General features: G+C 54.8%; 11 protein-coding genes and 1 pseudogene. 7 read left to right on the forward strand and 5 right to left on the reverse strand.

The annotated features are described in order from the left end of the window. Positions 1-99 precede the first annotated feature (99 nt). Entirely contained in the window at positions 100-1,716 is a 1,617-nt protein-coding gene (locus tag ACLHV9_RS15170) for a sensor histidine kinase (RefSeq protein ID WP_028019608.1), read from the forward strand. Next, complete coding sequence (dcuR, locus tag ACLHV9_RS15175; RefSeq protein WP_028019609.1) at positions 1,713-2,432, forward strand: two-component system response regulator DcuR; 720 nt, start codon at positions 1,713-1,715, stop codon at positions 2,430-2,432. Before ACLHV9_RS15170 ends, dcuR begins: the two co-directional genes overlap by 4 nt. On the opposite strand, the gene ACLHV9_RS15180 is transcribed toward dcuR, so the two are convergent. Continuing rightward, positions 2,413-3,375, reverse strand: coding sequence for an FAD:protein FMN transferase (locus ACLHV9_RS15180; RefSeq protein WP_407220784.1), 963 nt, complete (start codon positions 3,373-3,375; stop codon positions 2,413-2,415). The genes dcuR and ACLHV9_RS15180 overlap by 20 nt on opposite strands. A 94-nt stretch (positions 3,376-3,469) precedes the next feature. Continuing rightward, complete coding sequence (locus ACLHV9_RS15185; RefSeq protein WP_407220786.1) at positions 3,470-6,250, reverse strand: flavocytochrome c; 2,781 nt, start codon at positions 6,248-6,250, stop codon at positions 3,470-3,472. A gap of 608 nt (positions 6,251-6,858) precedes the next feature. On the opposite strand from ACLHV9_RS15185, the gene ACLHV9_RS15190 reads away from it, so the two are divergent. Beyond that, the gene (locus ACLHV9_RS15190) at positions 6,859-8,367 is read left to right on the forward strand and encodes an anion permease (protein WP_023325580.1); all 1,509 of its coding nucleotides are present in this window, start codon (positions 6,859-6,861) and stop codon (positions 8,365-8,367) included. 55 nt (positions 8,368-8,422) lie between these two features. Then, a complete protein-coding gene (gene fumA / locus ACLHV9_RS15195) occupies positions 8,423-10,072 on the forward strand; it encodes a class I fumarate hydratase FumA (protein ID WP_407220787.1) in 1,650 nt (549 codons plus the stop codon). Here the strand turns inward: fumA and ACLHV9_RS15200 are convergent. Continuing rightward, positions 10,066-10,200: pseudogene (locus tag ACLHV9_RS15200) on the reverse strand (LysR family transcriptional regulator); the annotation flags it as partial. The gene fumA and the pseudogene ACLHV9_RS15200 overlap by 7 nt on opposite strands. 355 nt (positions 10,201-10,555) lie before the next feature. On the opposite strand from ACLHV9_RS15200, the gene ACLHV9_RS15205 reads away from it, so the two are divergent. After that, the gene (locus ACLHV9_RS15205) at positions 10,556-11,869 is read left to right on the forward strand and encodes an MFS transporter (protein WP_134707803.1); all 1,314 of its coding nucleotides are present in this window, start codon (positions 10,556-10,558) and stop codon (positions 11,867-11,869) included. Continuing rightward, positions 11,866-12,654 (forward strand): substrate-binding domain-containing protein, encoded by a 789-nt coding sequence (locus ACLHV9_RS15210; RefSeq protein WP_407220789.1) that lies wholly within the window; start codon positions 11,866-11,868, stop codon positions 12,652-12,654. The genes ACLHV9_RS15205 and ACLHV9_RS15210 overlap by 4 nt, the downstream gene beginning before the upstream one ends. On the opposite strand, the gene ACLHV9_RS15215 is transcribed toward ACLHV9_RS15210, so the two are convergent. Beyond that, on the reverse strand, positions 12,629-13,528 hold the full coding sequence (locus ACLHV9_RS15215) for a LysR family transcriptional regulator (protein WP_108089631.1): 900 nt from the start codon (positions 13,526-13,528) through the stop codon (positions 12,629-12,631). The genes ACLHV9_RS15210 and ACLHV9_RS15215 overlap by 26 nt on opposite strands. Positions 13,529-13,862: 334 nt before the next feature. Between ACLHV9_RS15215 and mtfA the strand changes: the two genes are divergently transcribed. Further along, complete coding sequence (mtfA, locus tag ACLHV9_RS15220) at positions 13,863-14,660, forward strand: DgsA anti-repressor MtfA (RefSeq protein WP_028019616.1); 798 nt, start codon at positions 13,863-13,865, stop codon at positions 14,658-14,660. Here the strand turns inward: mtfA and ACLHV9_RS15225 are convergent. Continuing rightward, positions 14,657-15,868 (reverse strand): MFS transporter, encoded by a 1,212-nt coding sequence (locus tag ACLHV9_RS15225; RefSeq protein WP_108089629.1) that lies wholly within the window; start codon positions 15,866-15,868, stop codon positions 14,657-14,659. The two genes, mtfA and ACLHV9_RS15225, sit on opposite strands and share 4 nt — an antisense overlap. Positions 15,869-15,997 lie beyond the last annotated feature (129 nt).

Genomic DNA, 15,997 nt, shown 5'->3' on the forward strand with positions numbered 1-15,997 from the left:
GGTCACGAAAAGAGGAGCAAATCCACGCCTTTACATGGCTTTAAGAAAAGCGCGTCATCGGCGATAATTACCCCCTTTCTTAATCATCGCGGAGTGTTGATGAGCGATTTGCAGCCTTTCCTTCTGACGCGCAAGCGCCCCATGAAACTGAATACGCTGGTCACGTTAATGGTATGCGCGATTATTGCCTCTGTGCTGCTGGTGGTCTTTGCACTCTATTCAGTACAAATTACCCGGGCGACCCGCGATGATGTTAAAGATACCGCTCTGGGTATCGCCCGAACGCTGGCTAACAGCCCGGAGATCCAGCGAGGCCTGATGCAGCCCCCGCAGGCAGATATCATTCAGCCCATCGCCAAAGCCGTTACCCAACGCAACGATCTGCTGCTCACGGTGGTGACTGACATGCGGGGGATTCGTTACTCGCACCCGAACGAAGCGCTGATCGGCCTGCACTTTATTGGTAATGACCTCGAGCCTGCGCTGGAAGGTAAAGAGAATGTCTCCGTAAACCGTGGTGCGCTCGCCGAAGCTCTCCGTGTTTTCACCCCTGTTTATGACAGCCAGCACGATCAGATCGGTGTGGTGGTGGTCGGTATCTCTCTCAAAAAAGTGGAAGATCAGATCGCCCGTGGACGGATGAACGCCGTCTGGACCATCTTATTCAGTATCTTTATGAGTTCCATGGCGATTTGGGGTCTGGTTCGGGTACTGAAACGCATCCTGTTCGGGCTCGAACCCTACGAAATCTCCGCATTGTTCGAACAGCGTCAGGCAATGCTGCAGTCGCTCCGTGAAGGGGTGCTGGCTGTCGATATTCATGGCCGGGTGACAATGATTAATCAAACCGCCAGAGAGATTTTACTCCTGCCTTCAGGCAAGCAGACTGAAAACGCCAGCGCGCCGCTGCTGGCCAGCCTGCGGGAAGTCTCGAAAACGGGTATTGCCCGCCAGGATCAGGAGATCAGCTGTAACGGGCGGCTGTTGCTGTGCAACATGGTGCCAGTCAAAAGCCAGGATCGGGTGATCGGCGCGATCACCACCTTCCGCGATAAAACGGAAATCAGCCAGCTGATGCAGCGGATTGATGGCATGGTCAGTTACGTCGACGCCCTGCGCACCCATACACATGAGTTTATGAACAAACTGCACGTGATCCTTGGCCTGCTGCACATGAAACGCTACGACAAGCTGGAAGAGTACATCATCCAGACCGCGCACAATTACCAGACAGATATCGGTGAGATACAGAGCAAGGTAAAATCTCCGGTGATTGCGGGGTTCCTGCTGGGTAAAATAAACCGGGCGAAAGAAGCGGGCGTCACCCTGTCGCTGGCCGATGAGTGCCAGATTCCGGATACCGCCAGTGAAGAGCAGGTTGCAGTGCTGATCACCGCGCTGGGTAACCTTATTGAAAACGCACTCGACGCGATGGAAGGACAGCAGGAAGGCGAAATCACTCTGCTGTTGCATTATCAGAATGGCTGGCTCAGTTGTGAAGTCAGTGATGATGGCCCCGGTATTGATCCCACTCAGCTGGAGGCTATTTTTACAAAGGGATTCTCAACCAAAGGTGAAAACCGCGGTGTTGGGTTGTTCCTTGCTCGCCAGCAAATCCAGAACCTGGGCGGAGACATCTCCGTCGAGTCTGAGCCTGGTGTCTTTACCCAATTTTTTGTTCACATCCCCTGGGATAGCGAGAGGAATATCGCGTGATAAATGTATTAATTGTCGATGATGATGCCATGGTAGCTGACCTCAACCGTCTGTACGTCAACCGTGTTGAAGGCTTTAGCTGCTGCGGTGTCGCCTCTACGCTCAACCAGGCCGAGGCCTTTATCAATAACCCCAACCAGCCTGTCGACCTGGTGCTGCTGGACGTTTATATGCAGCAGGATAACGGGCTGGATCTGTTGCCCGTTATTCGCGCTTCGGGCCGCCCGATTGATGTCATTATGATCTCCTCCGCTGCTGACGCCGCCACGATCCAGACCTCCATCCATTACGGCGTGATGGATTATCTGATTAAACCCTTCCAGTTCCCGCGCTTTGAAGAGGCACTAAACGGCTGGAAGGCGAAGCACAGTCTGATGGGATCGCACCAGTACTACGAGCAGGCCGACGTTGACAGACTGATCCACGGCGGAGCGCCAGAGCTGGCGGACAGCAAAAAGCTGCCGAAAGGGTTAACGCCGCAGACGCTGCGCACGATTTGTCAGTGGATTGATGCCCATCCGGAGACAGAATTCTCCACCGATGACCTGGCAGGCGCGGTCAATATCTCCCGCGTATCTTGCCGCAAATATCTGATCTGGCTGGCGCAAATCAACATTTTGTTCACCAGCATTCACTACGGTGCAACCGGGCGTCCGGTGTATCGCTACCGCCTCCAGCCGGAGCAAACAGGCCTGCTCAAGCAGTATTGTCAGTAACGCAGTAGCTGTTATCCAGCAAGGTAAACCGGAAGTGGTGCGCTGAAGAGAGCACCACTTCTTTTGTTTTTGTCACAAAGATAGCTTCAATATCGGGGCGCGCGCGCAGCGTGGCACACCCCTTCTCTACGCCCATGCCGTACATCAACGTGGTCCAGATATCTCCATCAATGGAGTTTTTAGAAATGATGGTCACGCTATCCAGTTCGTTATCCAGGGGATACCCGGTGCGCGGATCGAGAATGTGGTGGTAGCGTTTGCCGTTTTGTTCAAAGTAGCGTTCGTATGTTCCGGACGTCACGACTGACATGTTCTCGACCGTCATCGTGCCGATCAACGCATCCCCGGCGAACGGTTTTTTTAGCCCCACGCTCCAGCCCCCTTCCGGCGAGCCTAAGGTCTGGATATTGCCGCCGAGGTTAATCAGCCCCAGATCGGCCCCCTCTTTGTGCAGATAATCCCGTACTCTGTCGGCGATATATCCTTTGGCGATGGCCCCCAGATCGATTTCCATACCCGTGCTGGTCAGAAATACGCTACTGCGGGCCTCATCAAGGATGACATCCTCAGGACGGGTAATCGCCAGCAGTGACGCTAATTCATCGGCAGGCGGAACGCTGTCTCCCTGAAAACCAATTTTCCAGCGCTTCACCAGCGGGCCAATGGCCAGGTTAAAGGCGCTGTCCTTGAGGAGGCTTGCCGCTTTTGCACAGCGGATCAGTTCAAATACGGGTCGGCTGACGGTGACCGGATGCTGGCCTGCAGCATGATTAATGTCCATGACCTGCGAGTGCGCGCGGTTGACGGTGAGCAGATCTTCATACTGTTTGATCAGGCGAAACACGCGGGAAGCGAGGGCTTCGTCATGGGAGAAGAGTTTCAGGAGGATGGGTGAGCCCATCAGGACGGCGGAGTAGCTATAAACGCGATAGCTATCGGGCATGGGATGTATCCTCAAATGTAACCCCGGCAAGCACAGCGCCGCCGGGGAATATGCCGGATGGCGCTGCGCTCATCCGGCCTGAGAAACAGGTGCCTTACCTCATTTTCGAACGCATAGCCGCCTGGTGTCCGGCCAGAGTACCAAAAATAATGATATCTGCCACTGCGTTACCACCGATACGGTTACCGCCGTGGATCCCGCCGACCACTTCACCGGCAGCAAACGCCCCAGGCAGTACGTTGTGGTTGCTGTCCAGTACGCAGGTTTCGGTATTGATGGTCACGCCGCCCATGGTGTGGTGCACGCCTGGTGCAATCTGAATGGCGTAGAATGGCCCTTCGTTGATTGGCGCACGCAGCGCAGTGGTACGGCCGAAATCGTCGTCATGCTGTTTTTCAACGAAACCGTTGTAACGTTCCAGCGTCGCCAGGAAAGCGTGGTAATCCATCCCCAGGGCTTCAGCCAGTGCTTTTGGCGAGCTGGCGCTGGTCACAAACCCCTTGGCGATATACTCATCCGCGGCATTGTTTTTGGCACGAACATGTTCATCAAAGACGATGTAAGCGTATTTCTCTGGCAGCGCGATGATTGACGCGGAGACTTTATCGCGGGTCGACATCTCATTGAAGAAGCGATTCCCCTGCTGGTTCACCAGAATCGCCCCGCCGCCTCGGATAGATTCGGAAATCAGATACGATGTTTTCTGCTCAACGGTTGGGTGAATCTGGATTTCGCCCATATCAACGGTGCCTGCACCAATACGTTCCAGCAGCGCAATACCGCCACCGGTCGCCCCTTTGTGGTTGGTGGTAACGAAACCTTCCAGATCCGGACGGTATTTCACCACCATCTGGCTGTTGGCACTGAAACCACCGGTGGCAACAATGACACTTTTGGTTGCTACGGTAATAGTTTCATTCTCTTCGGTGGTCAGGCGCACGCCGGTGACTTCGCCGTTTTCGAAGAGAATATCGCTGACGGAGGTGTCCAGCATGACCTCGATGTTGCGTTTGTTGACGTTACGCACCAGACCGCTAATCAGGTAGCCACCCACCGCAGAGCCGTCTTTTGGACGGTGAGTACGGTCGATGCTCATCCCGCCGGTGGTGGTGATGTCGTTTAGCATAATGCCGCGTGTTGCCAGCCACTCAATCGCCTGCGGCGCGTTCTCAACAAAGCGGCGCAGCAGTTCCGGGTTGTTCTTGTTACCGCCGCCTTTCAGGCTTTCCTGGTAGAACAGCTCTTTGCTGTCCTGAATGCCCTTCACGCGCTGAAAGCGGGTTTCGGCGGCGTTCATCCCGGCAGAGGCTTTAATGGTGTTCCCGCCGATGGTTGGCATTTTCTCAACAATCAGCACGCTTGCACCTTCATCGTGAGCCTGGATGGCGGCGGCCAGACCGGCACCACCGCTACCAACCACCACCACGTCCACGCTGCGGGTTTCATTCGGGTCGGCGCCCTCTTCTGCGGCCAGCGCTTTGCTGGATTTCAGCATTGCTTTCGAGACCGCTTTTTTCACCGCTTCACTCTGGCTGGTTGCGCCAGTGATGGCATCCACGTGCGGGGTGTTGGCATCCAGAATGCGGGTACGGATCTCTTCAAAGCTGGTCACAAACTCAACGTCTTCGCTCGGACCCGATGCGAGTTCGATATCCGCAATGCGGTCGGTCTCCAGGCTGACGTTAATCACCAGCTCGTTAGCATCGTCCTGCACTTTCTCAACAAAGGTGCCCGGTTTGAATTTAGATTCACCCATGCTCATGTCGCGGATCATCGCTTCCACCAGCGAGAAGCGCCACAGCGGTTCAGGGATGTTCAGCTCTTCACGTTTGGTGCTGTCCATAAACAGCTCAAGGTTTTCACCGGCCGCGATGCGGTCAGTCCAGTCCGGGTAAGCAATAGTGGCGCGGCCAACGGCAATCAGGTCGTAACCGTGGTCCAGCGCCTCATTGACGTCTGCGGCATTCACCACGCCGCCCACGCCCATGACCGGAACCTGTGCCAGCGTTTCTGAACGCATGGCGCAGTATTTTTCAATAAGCGGCGTCGGGTCCTGGGTATCAACAATAGAAGGACGCAGAGTGGCACCCACGGAGAAGTGCAGATAATCCACACCGCGCGCAGCCAGTTTCTCCAGCAGGTACATGGTGTCTTCAAAGCGGATACCCGGCACTTCCAGCTCTTCAGGGGAGAAGCGATAGCCAATAATAAACGCGTCGTCCGCGTACTGGCGCACCATTTTGTGAGTAATTTCCAGCACCGCCAGCGGGAATTTCGCACGGTTATCACGGCTGCCGCCCCATTCGTCCGTGCGCTGGTTTGAGTTCGGGGAGTAGAACTGCTGGATCAGATAGGTATTGGCCCCGTGGATCTCGACACCGTCAAAACCAGCCTGAATCGCGCGGCGCACGGCTTCACCAAACTTACCGATCATGCCTTCGACTTCGGCAGTGGTCAGCGCAACCGGCGTCGCGGCACCGTCACGTGGAGCGGCAACAGCGCTTGGCCCAACCGGCGTACGGCCACCGATCAGTTTCGGGTCAACCATACGGCCGCCGTGGTAGATCTGCAGCAGGGCTTTAGAACCCTTAGATTTAATTGCCTCAGCGATTTTCGCCAGCCCGGCGATTTTCTCGTCATTATCAATACCGATCGCCCCCGGGAAGGCAAGGCCGAGATCGTCGACAAAGCAACACTCAACAATAATGGTGCCAATGCTGCCGGAACGGGCCCGATAGTACTCCACTAGCTCGCTGGTCACCGTACCGTCATAGTAGCCGGTACAGGTTGTCATTGGGGCCATTAACAAACGGTTTTTCAGTTCGGTACCATTCGGTAATGTGAAGGAACTCAGAATGCGTTCGTTAGTGCTCATAATAGAAAACTCCAAACTTTTAAAAATTAAGAATTCGTTATCGGATTGATTTTTTATTTCGTCGTTCTTTGCCGATGTCATGATATTAATATAATGATTTTTTTAGTTTCTAAAGTCATTACGTTAGTTAAAAAACTATTTAATCCCTTCAATAACACAAATAACACATTGGTGTTAGCGAATGTAATTCAGTCATTCACAATAATTTAAAATACGTTAAATAAAAATTGGTAAAACCAATTTCCACATAAATAATAAAACAATTAAAAACAACAAGATACAAAACAAAGAAAACATAAATGTTACGGAAATGATAAAACGAACCAATAAAACACGTAATACCCACATACGCCTGAGTGGTTATTAATAAAAGAATAAAAATAACGCTGCCATTCTGTTTTTTTGATCGTGATCAATAGTTATGGCATCCAAAAGCGCAATATAAAAACATCATCATTTTTTAATTTAGCGCAATCAAAAATGCGTTAAATCGCTATTACTGAAAATACAAAAGCGCACCTTTAATAACTAAAAAAAGCAAAGAAAATTAAGAAAGCCATTTTGTTTTTCAGTACGACCGAATTTTTGACAACTTAAGACGTGAAACTATGAATACAAAAACTGCTGTAACGCCCCCTGTGGCGAACCAGGCATCAAATGGAAACGCAAAACGTCTGCTGATGATGGCACTGCCCGTCATCGTCGCCGTACTGCTGCTGTTTGTTCCGGTACCAGAAGGGCTGCCTCCTTACGCATGGCACTACTTCGCCATCTTTGTCGGTGTGATCGTTGGTTTGATCTTCGAACCGCTGCCGGGCGCGGTGATTGGCCTGACGGGCGTGGTGGCCATTGCGCTCTGTAGCCAGTGGGTACTGTTCAGCCCCGAACAGCTGGCCGACCCTAAATTCAAGCTGGCCGGTGCCTCTTTTAAATGGGCCGTGAGCGGTTTTGGTAACTCTACCGTTTGGCTGATTTTCGGCGCTTTTATGTTCGCCGCTGGTTATGATAAAACCCGCTTCGGACGCCGTCTGGCGCTGATTCTGGTGAAGTATTTGGGCCGTCGCAGCCTGACGCTCGGTTACGCCATTACCTTCGCAGATTTGCTTCTGGCACCGTTCACACCGTCCAACACCGCGCGTAGCGGCGGGACCATCTACCCGATTATCGCTAACCTTCCGCCGCTGTATGGTTCAAAACCAAACGATCCAAGCGCGCGTAAAATTGGTTCGTATCTGATGTGGGTGGCGATCACTGCAGCCTGTATTACTAGCTCAATGTTCCTCTCCGCACTCGCGCCGAACCTGCTGGCGCTGGCGCTGGTGAAAAGTACGGTTGGGATTGATATCTCCTGGGGTACCTGGTTCCTCGCCTTCCTGCCGCTGGGCATCCTGCTGATCCTGACCATGCCGCTGCTGGCCTACTGGTTCTACCCGCCAGAAGTCAAAGTGAACAACGAAGTGCCGCTGTGGGCGACCCGTGAGCTGGAAAAACTGGGCAAACTGTCCCGCAACGAAATCCTGCTGCTGGTATTCGTCTGCTGTGCACTGCTGATGTGGATTTTCGCTGCCGCATGGATTGAACCTGCCATGGCTGCCCTGCTCATCGTCGGCCTGATGCTGTGGACCGGCGTGCTGGAGTGGAACGATATCACCGGCAACAAAGCCGCGTGGAACACCTTCGTCTGGTTCGCCACCCTGGTTGCGCTGGCGGATGGCCTCTCGTCTACCGGCTTTATCAGCTGGCTGGGTAAAGAAGGTGGTCTGTTAATGAGCGGGATCTCACCGGGTGTTGCGACCATCGTTCTGCTGCTGGCGTTCTACCTGCTGCACTACCTGTTTGCCAGCACCACCGCGCACACCACCGCGCTGCTGCCAGCGATGCTGACCATCGCCTCCACCATTCCTGGTATGAATATGGAAGTGTTTGTTCTGCTGATGGTGACCTCGCTGGGCGTGATGGGGATCATCACCCCGTACGGTACCGGCCCAAGCCCGATTTACTATGGTAGTGGCTACCTGCCAACCAAAGACTACTGGCGCCTCGGCACCATCTTCGGTGCCATTTTCCTGGCGGCCCTGCTGCTGATTGGTTATCCGTGGATGTCCATGATGTTCTGATTCCTGACCGCCGGGCTCATCCTCCGGCGGTTTTATTTTTGTGGAGCAATACGCTATGTCAAACAAACCGTTTATCTACCAGAACCCCTTCCCTCTCGCGCATGACGACACCGAATACTATCTGCTGACTAAAGAGCACGTCTCCGTTGCCGAGTTCGAGGGTCAGGAGATCCTGAAAGTCGAGCCAGAGGCCCTGACGCTGCTGGCACAGCAGGCTTTCCACGATGCTGCGTTTATGCTGCGTCCTTCTCATCAGAAGCAGGTTGCCGCCATTCTTAACGATCCTGAAGCCAGCCAGAACGACAAGTACGTTGCCCTGCAGTTCCTGCGCAACTCCGAGATTGCCGCCAAAGGCGTGCTGCCAACCTGCCAGGACACCGGAACGGCGATCGTCATGGGGAAAAAAGGCCAGCGCGTCTGGACCGGTGGCGGCGACGAAGCAGCCCTGAGCCAGGGGGCGTATAACACCTACATCGAAGACAACCTGCGCTACTCCCAGAATGCCGCGCTGGATATGTATAAAGAGGTGAATACCGGCACCAACCTACCCGCGCAGATTGATCTCTACAGCGTGGACGGGGACGAATACAAATTCCTGTGCATGGCAAAAGGTGGCGGTTCAGCCAACAAAACCTATCTCTACCAGGAAACCAAAGCGCTGATTACTCCGGCGAAACTGAAAAATTATTTGGTTGAGAAGATGCGTACTCTGGGCACTGCAGCCTGCCCGCCTTACCATATCGCGTTTGTGATTGGCGGTACCTCTGCGGAAAGCACCCTGAAAACCGTGAAACTGGCGTCCACCCGCTATTACGACGCACTGCCAACGGAAGGTAACGAACACGGCCAGGCGTTCCGTGATGTTCAGCTCGAACAGGAACTACTCCAGGAAGCGCAGAACCTGGGTCTCGGCGCACAGTTTGGCGGCAAATACTTCGCCCACGATATCCGCGTGATCCGCCTGCCACGCCATGGCGCCTCCTGCCCAATCGGCATGGGTGTTTCCTGCTCCGCAGACCGTAATATCAAAGCAAAAATCAACCGCGACGGGATCTGGATTGAAAAACTGGAACACAACCCGGGCCAGTATATTCCTGAATCTCTGCGTCAGCAGGGCGAAGGCGACGTGGTCAGCATCAACCTGAACAAGCCGATGAATGAGATCCTGGCGCAGCTCTCCGCGCACCCGGTCTCTACCCGTCTGTCGCTGAACGGTACTATCATCGTCGCGCGCGATATCGCCCACGCGAAGCTGAAAGAGTTGCTCGACAATGGCGAAGAACTGCCGCAGTACGTGAAAGACCATCCAATCTACTATGCGGGCCCTGCTAAAACGCCGGAAGGCTATGCGTCTGGTTCACTCGGCCCGACCACCGCGGGACGTATGGACTCATATGTGGACCTACTGCAATCCCACGGCGCGAGCATGATCATGCTGGCAAAAGGCAACCGCAGCCAGCAGGTAACGGATGCCTGCCATAAGCACGGCGGCTTCTACCTGGGCAGCATCGGCGGCCCGGCTGCGGTGTTGGCGCAAAACAGTATTAAGAGTCTGGAATGCGTGGCGTATCCTGAACTGGGTATGGAAGCCATCTGGAAAATCGAAGTCGAGAACTTCCCGGCGTTTATCCTGGTGGATGACAAAGGCAACGATTTCTTCCAGCAGATCCAGAACCAACAGTGCAAAGGGTGTTCACAGCGCTGAGCGCTTCCCGGCTTCCAGATGGTGACCATCGTCTGACTAATCCCCCGGCTGCCCACTTCGGTGCGCAGCCTTATTTCGTTCTGCCACTGCACGGCATGAAAATGGGTTGGTAAGAATTCCTGGCCGCAGGCGGAGCCGTCCTTTAGCGCCCAGCCGCTGGAGGCCTCTCTGATGTTTAGCGCCATTGCCCGGGCGCTGCGCTAAATTGCCCCCGCCGGGTAATGAAGCGGTTACCCGGCACTTTCTGAAGCGCCCCTCTGCGCCACATCACAAAATCGCAATATCAGAGACTTACAGAATATTGGTGAATAAAAAGCCAACAACTTGTTAAGTTATTGTTGCCATTAATTGTATTTACACAGTGAATGGTATTCATGCAAAAAATGCATCAGCCGATGCGGCATTTGCGCTTATCTATTTCCTCGTCCTGATCCAGTTTTCAGAAACAGACGCGTAAAACGTCAACAATAACTGGAGATAACCATGTTTTCCTCAACCTCACCTGCAACCGTACGGTCTAAGGCGGGCGCGATACTTCGCGTGACGTCCGGCAACTTTCTTGAACAGTTCGATTTCTTTCTTTTCGGCTTCTATGCCACCTACATCGCCCACACGTTCTTCCCAGCGAGCAGTGAATTTGCGTCGCTGATGATGACCTTCGCCGTCTTCGGCGCGGGCTTTTTGATGCGGCCCATCGGGGCCATTGTGCTTGGTGCGTATATCGACAAGGTGGGGCGCAGAAAGGGGCTGATCGTCACGCTTTCCATCATGGCGGCGGGGACGTTCCTGATTGTGCTTATCCCCTCTTATCAAAGCATTGGTCTGTGGGCACCGCTGCTGGTGCTGACGGGCCGTCTGCTGCAGGGCTTTTCCGCCGGTGCAGAGCTTGGAGGCGTCTCGGTCTATCTGGCTGAAATCGCCACACCGGGCCGCAAAGGGTTTTACACCAGCTGGCAGTCCGGCAGCCAGCAGGTCGCCATTATGGTCGCCGCAGCGATGGGTTTTGCCCTGAATGCCCTGATGGAGGAGAGCGCCATTCGCGAATGGGGTTGGCGCATCCCGTTCCTGTTCGGCTGTTTAATCGTGCCGTTTATCTTCTTCCTGCGCCGCAAGCTGGAGGAGACGGAAGAGTTCAGCGCGCGCCGCCATCATCTGGAGATGCGTCAGGTCTTTAAAACGCTGCTTGGCAACTGGCAGGTGGTGGTCGCAGGCATGCTGATGGTGGCGATGACCACCACCGCGTTCTACCTGATCACCGTCTACGCCCCCACCTTTGGCAAAAAGGTGCTGATGCTCAGCGCCTCGGACAGCCTGCTGGTCACGCTGCTGGTGGCTATCTCTAACTTCGTCTGGCTGCCGGTGGGCGGCGCGCTGTCGGATCGCTTCGGGCGCAAGCCGGTGCTGATTGCCATGACGCTGCTGGCGCTGGCGACCAGCTATCCGGCCCTGACGCTGCTGGCGAGCGCCCCCAGTTTCTCCATGATGCTGAGCGTACTGCTGTGGCTCTCCTTCCTCTACGGCCTGTATAACGGCGCGATGATCCCGGCCCTGACGGAGATTATGCCTGCCGAAGTGCGCGTGGCGGGCTTCTCTCTGGCTTACAGCCTGGCAACGGCGGTCTTTGGCGGCTTTACCCCGGTAATGTCCACCGCGCTGATTGAATACACCGGTGACAAAGCCTCGCCTGGCTACTGGATGAGTTTCGCTGCCGTGTGTGCCCTGCTGGCCACGCTCTACCTCTACCGCCGCCGTGCGGTATCGCTGCAAAACACCGTCAAGTCACAGGAGGCAGTATGAAACGCACTTATCGCTATACCGCCAGCGCGCTGGCGCTGACGTTCCTGAGCGCCAATGCCTGTGCTCAGGACGTGAAGGTCATGATCTCAGGCGGCTTCAAAGCCGCCCTGGAAAAGCTGGCCCCGGAATATGAACACCAGACCGGGGATAAAATCGTGATCATCCCCGGCCCCTCAATGGGCACGACGCCGCAGGCGATCCCAAACCGCCTGGCGCGCGGCGAGAAAGCCGACGTGGTGATTATGGTGGGCGATGCGCTGGAGAAGCTCGAAAAAGCCAGCCAGACCCAGCCGGGTTCGCGAACTGAACTCGCGGACTCTCCCGTTGGCATGGTGGTGAAAAAAGGTGCGGATGTTCCTGATATCAGCAGCGAGGCGACCCTGCGTAACGCGCTGCTGCAGGCCAGCTCCATTGCCTACTCTGACAGCGCCAGCGGCAGGTATGTCAGCCAGGCGTTGTTCAAAAAGCTGGGGATTGAAAAGGAAGTGGCGGGCAAAGCGACAATGGTCGAGCGTATCCCGGTCGCCTCAGAAGTGGCGAAAGGAAAATACGCCGTGGGCTTCCAGCAGGTCAGCGAGCTGCTGCCGGTTCAGGGCGTTACCTTTATCGGGAAAATCCCTGATAGTCTGCAGTACATCACGCGCTTCGCGGGTGCGGTCACCCGCCATGCCGAACATCCCGCGGAGGGGAAAGCGCTGCTGACCTATCTCGCCTCACCGCCCTCAAGGGCCGTCATCAAGGAGACGGGGATGATCCCCGTTACGTCCGGCGATACTGCTCGGTGATCTGCTTTTCCAGTTCAGCCGCTATGTAAGACTGGATGCGCCCCCGGCGCCGGATAAGCCCCACGGTGCGTTTCACTTCCGGCGCCACCAGCGGCAGATGGGTCAGCAGCGTATGCTCTGACGTCGGCATCGACATGGCGGGAACGGCAGCAATGCCAATCCCCGCCTCTACCATACCAAGCATCGTGGTGACGTGACGGGTTTCACAGACGCTGGGGCGCTCGGGAACAATATCTCCCAGCATCCGATCGAGCAGGTTACGGTTACCTGACGTTTTATCGAGAGAGATATAATCCTGCTGATAAAACGCCTGCCACGTCAGGTGACTTTTTTGTGCCAGCGGGTGATCCTTTCTGCACGCCGCAACATAAACATCCTCCACCAGCGGAAAAAATTCGATGTCAGACGGCAAGTTTCCTGCGAAGCAGATACCAAAATCCGCCTGGCTTCGGGCCACGGCGTCAATCACATTTCCTGCACTGCTATCGATGAGCTTAATGCGAACGCGGGAATAGCGAGACTGAAAACGACGAATCACGTCAGGCATAAAATAACAGGCCGCAGAGGGTACCGTGGCGACCGTGATAAGCCCTGTCCGTTCTTCACTGACTTTATCAACATCAGCCAGCATTGACTCTACGCTGTCGAGCAGCTGAGCGGATCGTTCAGCAAAGTTTTGCCCATATAGGGTTAAGGCCACGCGGCGGGTGGTACGATCGAACAGCCGGTTTCCCAGCGCGGCTTCCAGCTTTTCAATCCTGCGGCTCAGCGCCGACTGGGATAAGCAGATAGATTCAGCAGCGACACGGAAGTTACCGTATTCCACTAACGCTCTGAAAGCATAAAGATCGTTAAGGTCAAAATTCACGGGCATGGCGTCTGGATGTCCTGTCAGGGAATACGCAACAAAGTCAAAAATAATAGCGTCTTATTGACCTACCGCAACCGGTGAGGTGTTGAAATTCAGATTAGCGTTCGTTGTAGTCAAGGTAACGATGGTTTCTCTTTGTCGGTGAATTCACTGAGACTACAGACAAGGCCACGACAGACTTCACAAAATGAAGGTGATGCCCGCAAACCGCTACCCACCGCTACGTACGAATGATAGTTTATTCAGGCTGGAATTGTCGCAGTGAGCGATTTTCTGGCATCTTAACCGAACCTGACTTTCCCATTTTTGTTCAAGTGACGAGTTTGCGAGCAAAGCGATGATAAAGTGGCCCTGGAAAACGAATGAGGCTGGCCGGGATGTGGCGCTGCCATGGGATGACGCGCTGACGATCCCTGTTCTGGCTAATCTAAACCCGGATGAACAATCGAAACTGGTTCAGCTGGCGGATCGTTTTTTGCAGCAAAAACGCCTGGTTCCGCTGCAGGGATTCGAACTAGACCCGCTGAAAAACGCGCGTATCGCCCTGCTGTTCTGCCTGCCGGTTCTTGAACTGGGTATCGAGTGGCTGGACGGTTTCCACGAAGTGCTTATCTATCCCGCGCCGTTTGTTGTCGATGACGAATGGCAGGACGATATCGGGCTGGTGCACAACCAGCGCGTGGTACAGTCCGGACAAAGCTGGCAGCAAGGACCAATTATCCTCAACTGGCTCGATATTCAGGACTCGTTCGATGCGTCAGGTTTTAATCTGATTATTCACGAGGTGGCGCATAAGCTCGATACCCGCAATGGCGATCGCGCCAGCGGCGTGCCATTGATTCCGCTTCGTGAGGTTGCGGGATGGGAGCACGACCTGCATGCCGCGATGGATAATATCCAGGATGAAATAGACCTGGTGGGGGAAAGCGCAGCCAGCATTGACGCCTATGCGGCGACCGATCCCGCAGAGTGCTTTGCGGTACTCTCTGAATACTTCTTCAGCGCACCAGAACTCTTCGCCCCCCGATTCCCGGCACTGTGGCAGCGATTCTGCCAGTTTTACCAGCAAGATCCCCTGCAGCGTTTACGGCAGAATGAGGATGCTGGCGGCCATTCTCCCCGCCAGGTCCATTAATTTTTTTCAGCAAGGGGACGCTCAGTTGATCGCACCCCTATGCTGAGCACTAAAAACATCAATGCCATGCCTAATGCAGCCATCGTTAAAAACTGTTCACCGTAAAAACGTGTCACTACAGGTACCAGCAGCGCGCTAACACCGTAGCCTAATGTGTGGCTGGTGGCGATCGCTCCCGCCCCTTTGCCCGTGGTTAGCCGATCGTTAAGCAGTAGCTGATATCCCGGTGTTGCCATGGCTGCCCCGAGCGACGTAATGACAATCCCCACGTAGAAAAGAGCCAGACCCGCCACAGACATCAACCCAAGCCCCACTACCATCAATACCGCGGCCATGCAGAGCAGTGTCACCGGGCTGAAATATTGCGGGCGGACCACCAGAAACTGCGCCGCGAGCGTTGCCAGCGCAGCCAGGCTCAGCAGGAGAGCAACATGATGGCTGATGTCCCGGGCGTTACCCTCCAGCAGCGGGCTAAGATGCGGTGACAAGCCAAGCTGCATTAAACTCACCAGGGCCGCCAGCAGCAGCGCCAATAACAGGAACGGCAGCATTGAAGCCCGCAAACGCGTCGACTGATGCGCCACTGGCGGTAACGGTGGGTCCGCCACTTCGCGAAGCACCAGCAGCAAAGCGATGAAAGGCGCAATCGCCATCAGCCAGAGCGGTGCTACCGGATTGACGCTGAGCATCAGCGCCGCCAGCGGTGGCCCAAGCAAACGACCACAACTCAGGCCGGAGCTAATTGTCGCCAGTGCGGTCATTCTTTTTTCCAGCCCCGCGCGCTGGATAGCCCACGTCTGAGCAGCAGGCACCAGACCTGAGACCGTCAGACCATAGAGCGTGCGCGAGAGAACCAACCCCGTCAGGCCCCAGACCTTATCCAGCATCCCGGCCGCCATCGCCCAGACCACCAGCGACATCACCCCGAAACTGACCAGATAGCCACTCAGCGAGGCCAGCATCACGACCTTACAGCCATGTCGCTCGCTCTGGCGTCCCCACCAGGGCGATGCGGGTAAAAAGAGCATGGATCCGAACATCAACAGCCCGGCCCAGACCGAAAGCGAAAGCCCTGTCTGGGTGACCAATTGCGGAAGCATGACCAGCAAACCGTTTTGCCCAATCCCTAATAAACCTGCACATAACGCCAGGGGCCAGTTGGCTTTTGGGGTGACGTTTTCCGTCAACGTTTTAGAGTCAGTGCGCATGAGAATGTGAACATAGTGTCAATAAATGTGTGGAAATCATGAAGTTTATGAAAACAAATATTGCAAAAATGGTTGCGACTGTAAACAGAATGAATATCATAACGAGAATTATTATCAATCATGGAATGA

Origin of the sequence: Enterobacter sp. CPE_E890, from assembly GCF_046521475.1 — a bacterium.
Classification (GTDB): domain Bacteria; phylum Pseudomonadota; class Gammaproteobacteria; order Enterobacterales; family Enterobacteriaceae; genus Enterobacter; species Enterobacter adelaidei.

What these genes read in the sequence shown, in the direction of transcription:
- ACLHV9_RS15205 (WP_134707803.1), top strand. Translation starts at nt 10,556, where the DNA reads ATGTTTTCCTCAACCTCACCTGCAACCGTACGGTCTAAGGCGGGCGCG.
- ACLHV9_RS15190 (WP_023325580.1), top strand. Translation starts at nt 6,859, where the DNA reads ATGAATACAAAAACTGCTGTAACGCCCCCTGTGGCGAACCAGGCATCA.
- ACLHV9_RS15225 (WP_108089629.1), bottom strand. Translation starts at nt 15,868, where the DNA reads ATGCGCACTGACTCTAAAACGTTGACGGAAAACGTCACCCCAAAAGCC.
- ACLHV9_RS15180 (WP_407220784.1), bottom strand. Translation starts at nt 3,375, where the DNA reads ATGCCCGATAGCTATCGCGTTTATAGCTACTCCGCCGTCCTGATGGGC.
- ACLHV9_RS15170 (WP_028019608.1), top strand. Translation starts at nt 100, where the DNA reads ATGAGCGATTTGCAGCCTTTCCTTCTGACGCGCAAGCGCCCCATGAAA.
- fumA (WP_407220787.1), top strand. Translation starts at nt 8,423, where the DNA reads ATGTCAAACAAACCGTTTATCTACCAGAACCCCTTCCCTCTCGCGCAT.
- mtfA (WP_028019616.1), top strand. Translation starts at nt 13,863, where the DNA reads ATGATAAAGTGGCCCTGGAAAACGAATGAGGCTGGCCGGGATGTGGCG.
- ACLHV9_RS15210 (WP_407220789.1), top strand. Translation starts at nt 11,866, where the DNA reads ATGAAACGCACTTATCGCTATACCGCCAGCGCGCTGGCGCTGACGTTC.
- ACLHV9_RS15215 (WP_108089631.1), bottom strand. Translation starts at nt 13,528, where the DNA reads ATGCCCGTGAATTTTGACCTTAACGATCTTTATGCTTTCAGAGCGTTA.
- ACLHV9_RS15185 (WP_407220786.1), bottom strand. Translation starts at nt 6,250, where the DNA reads ATGAGCACTAACGAACGCATTCTGAGTTCCTTCACATTACCGAATGGT.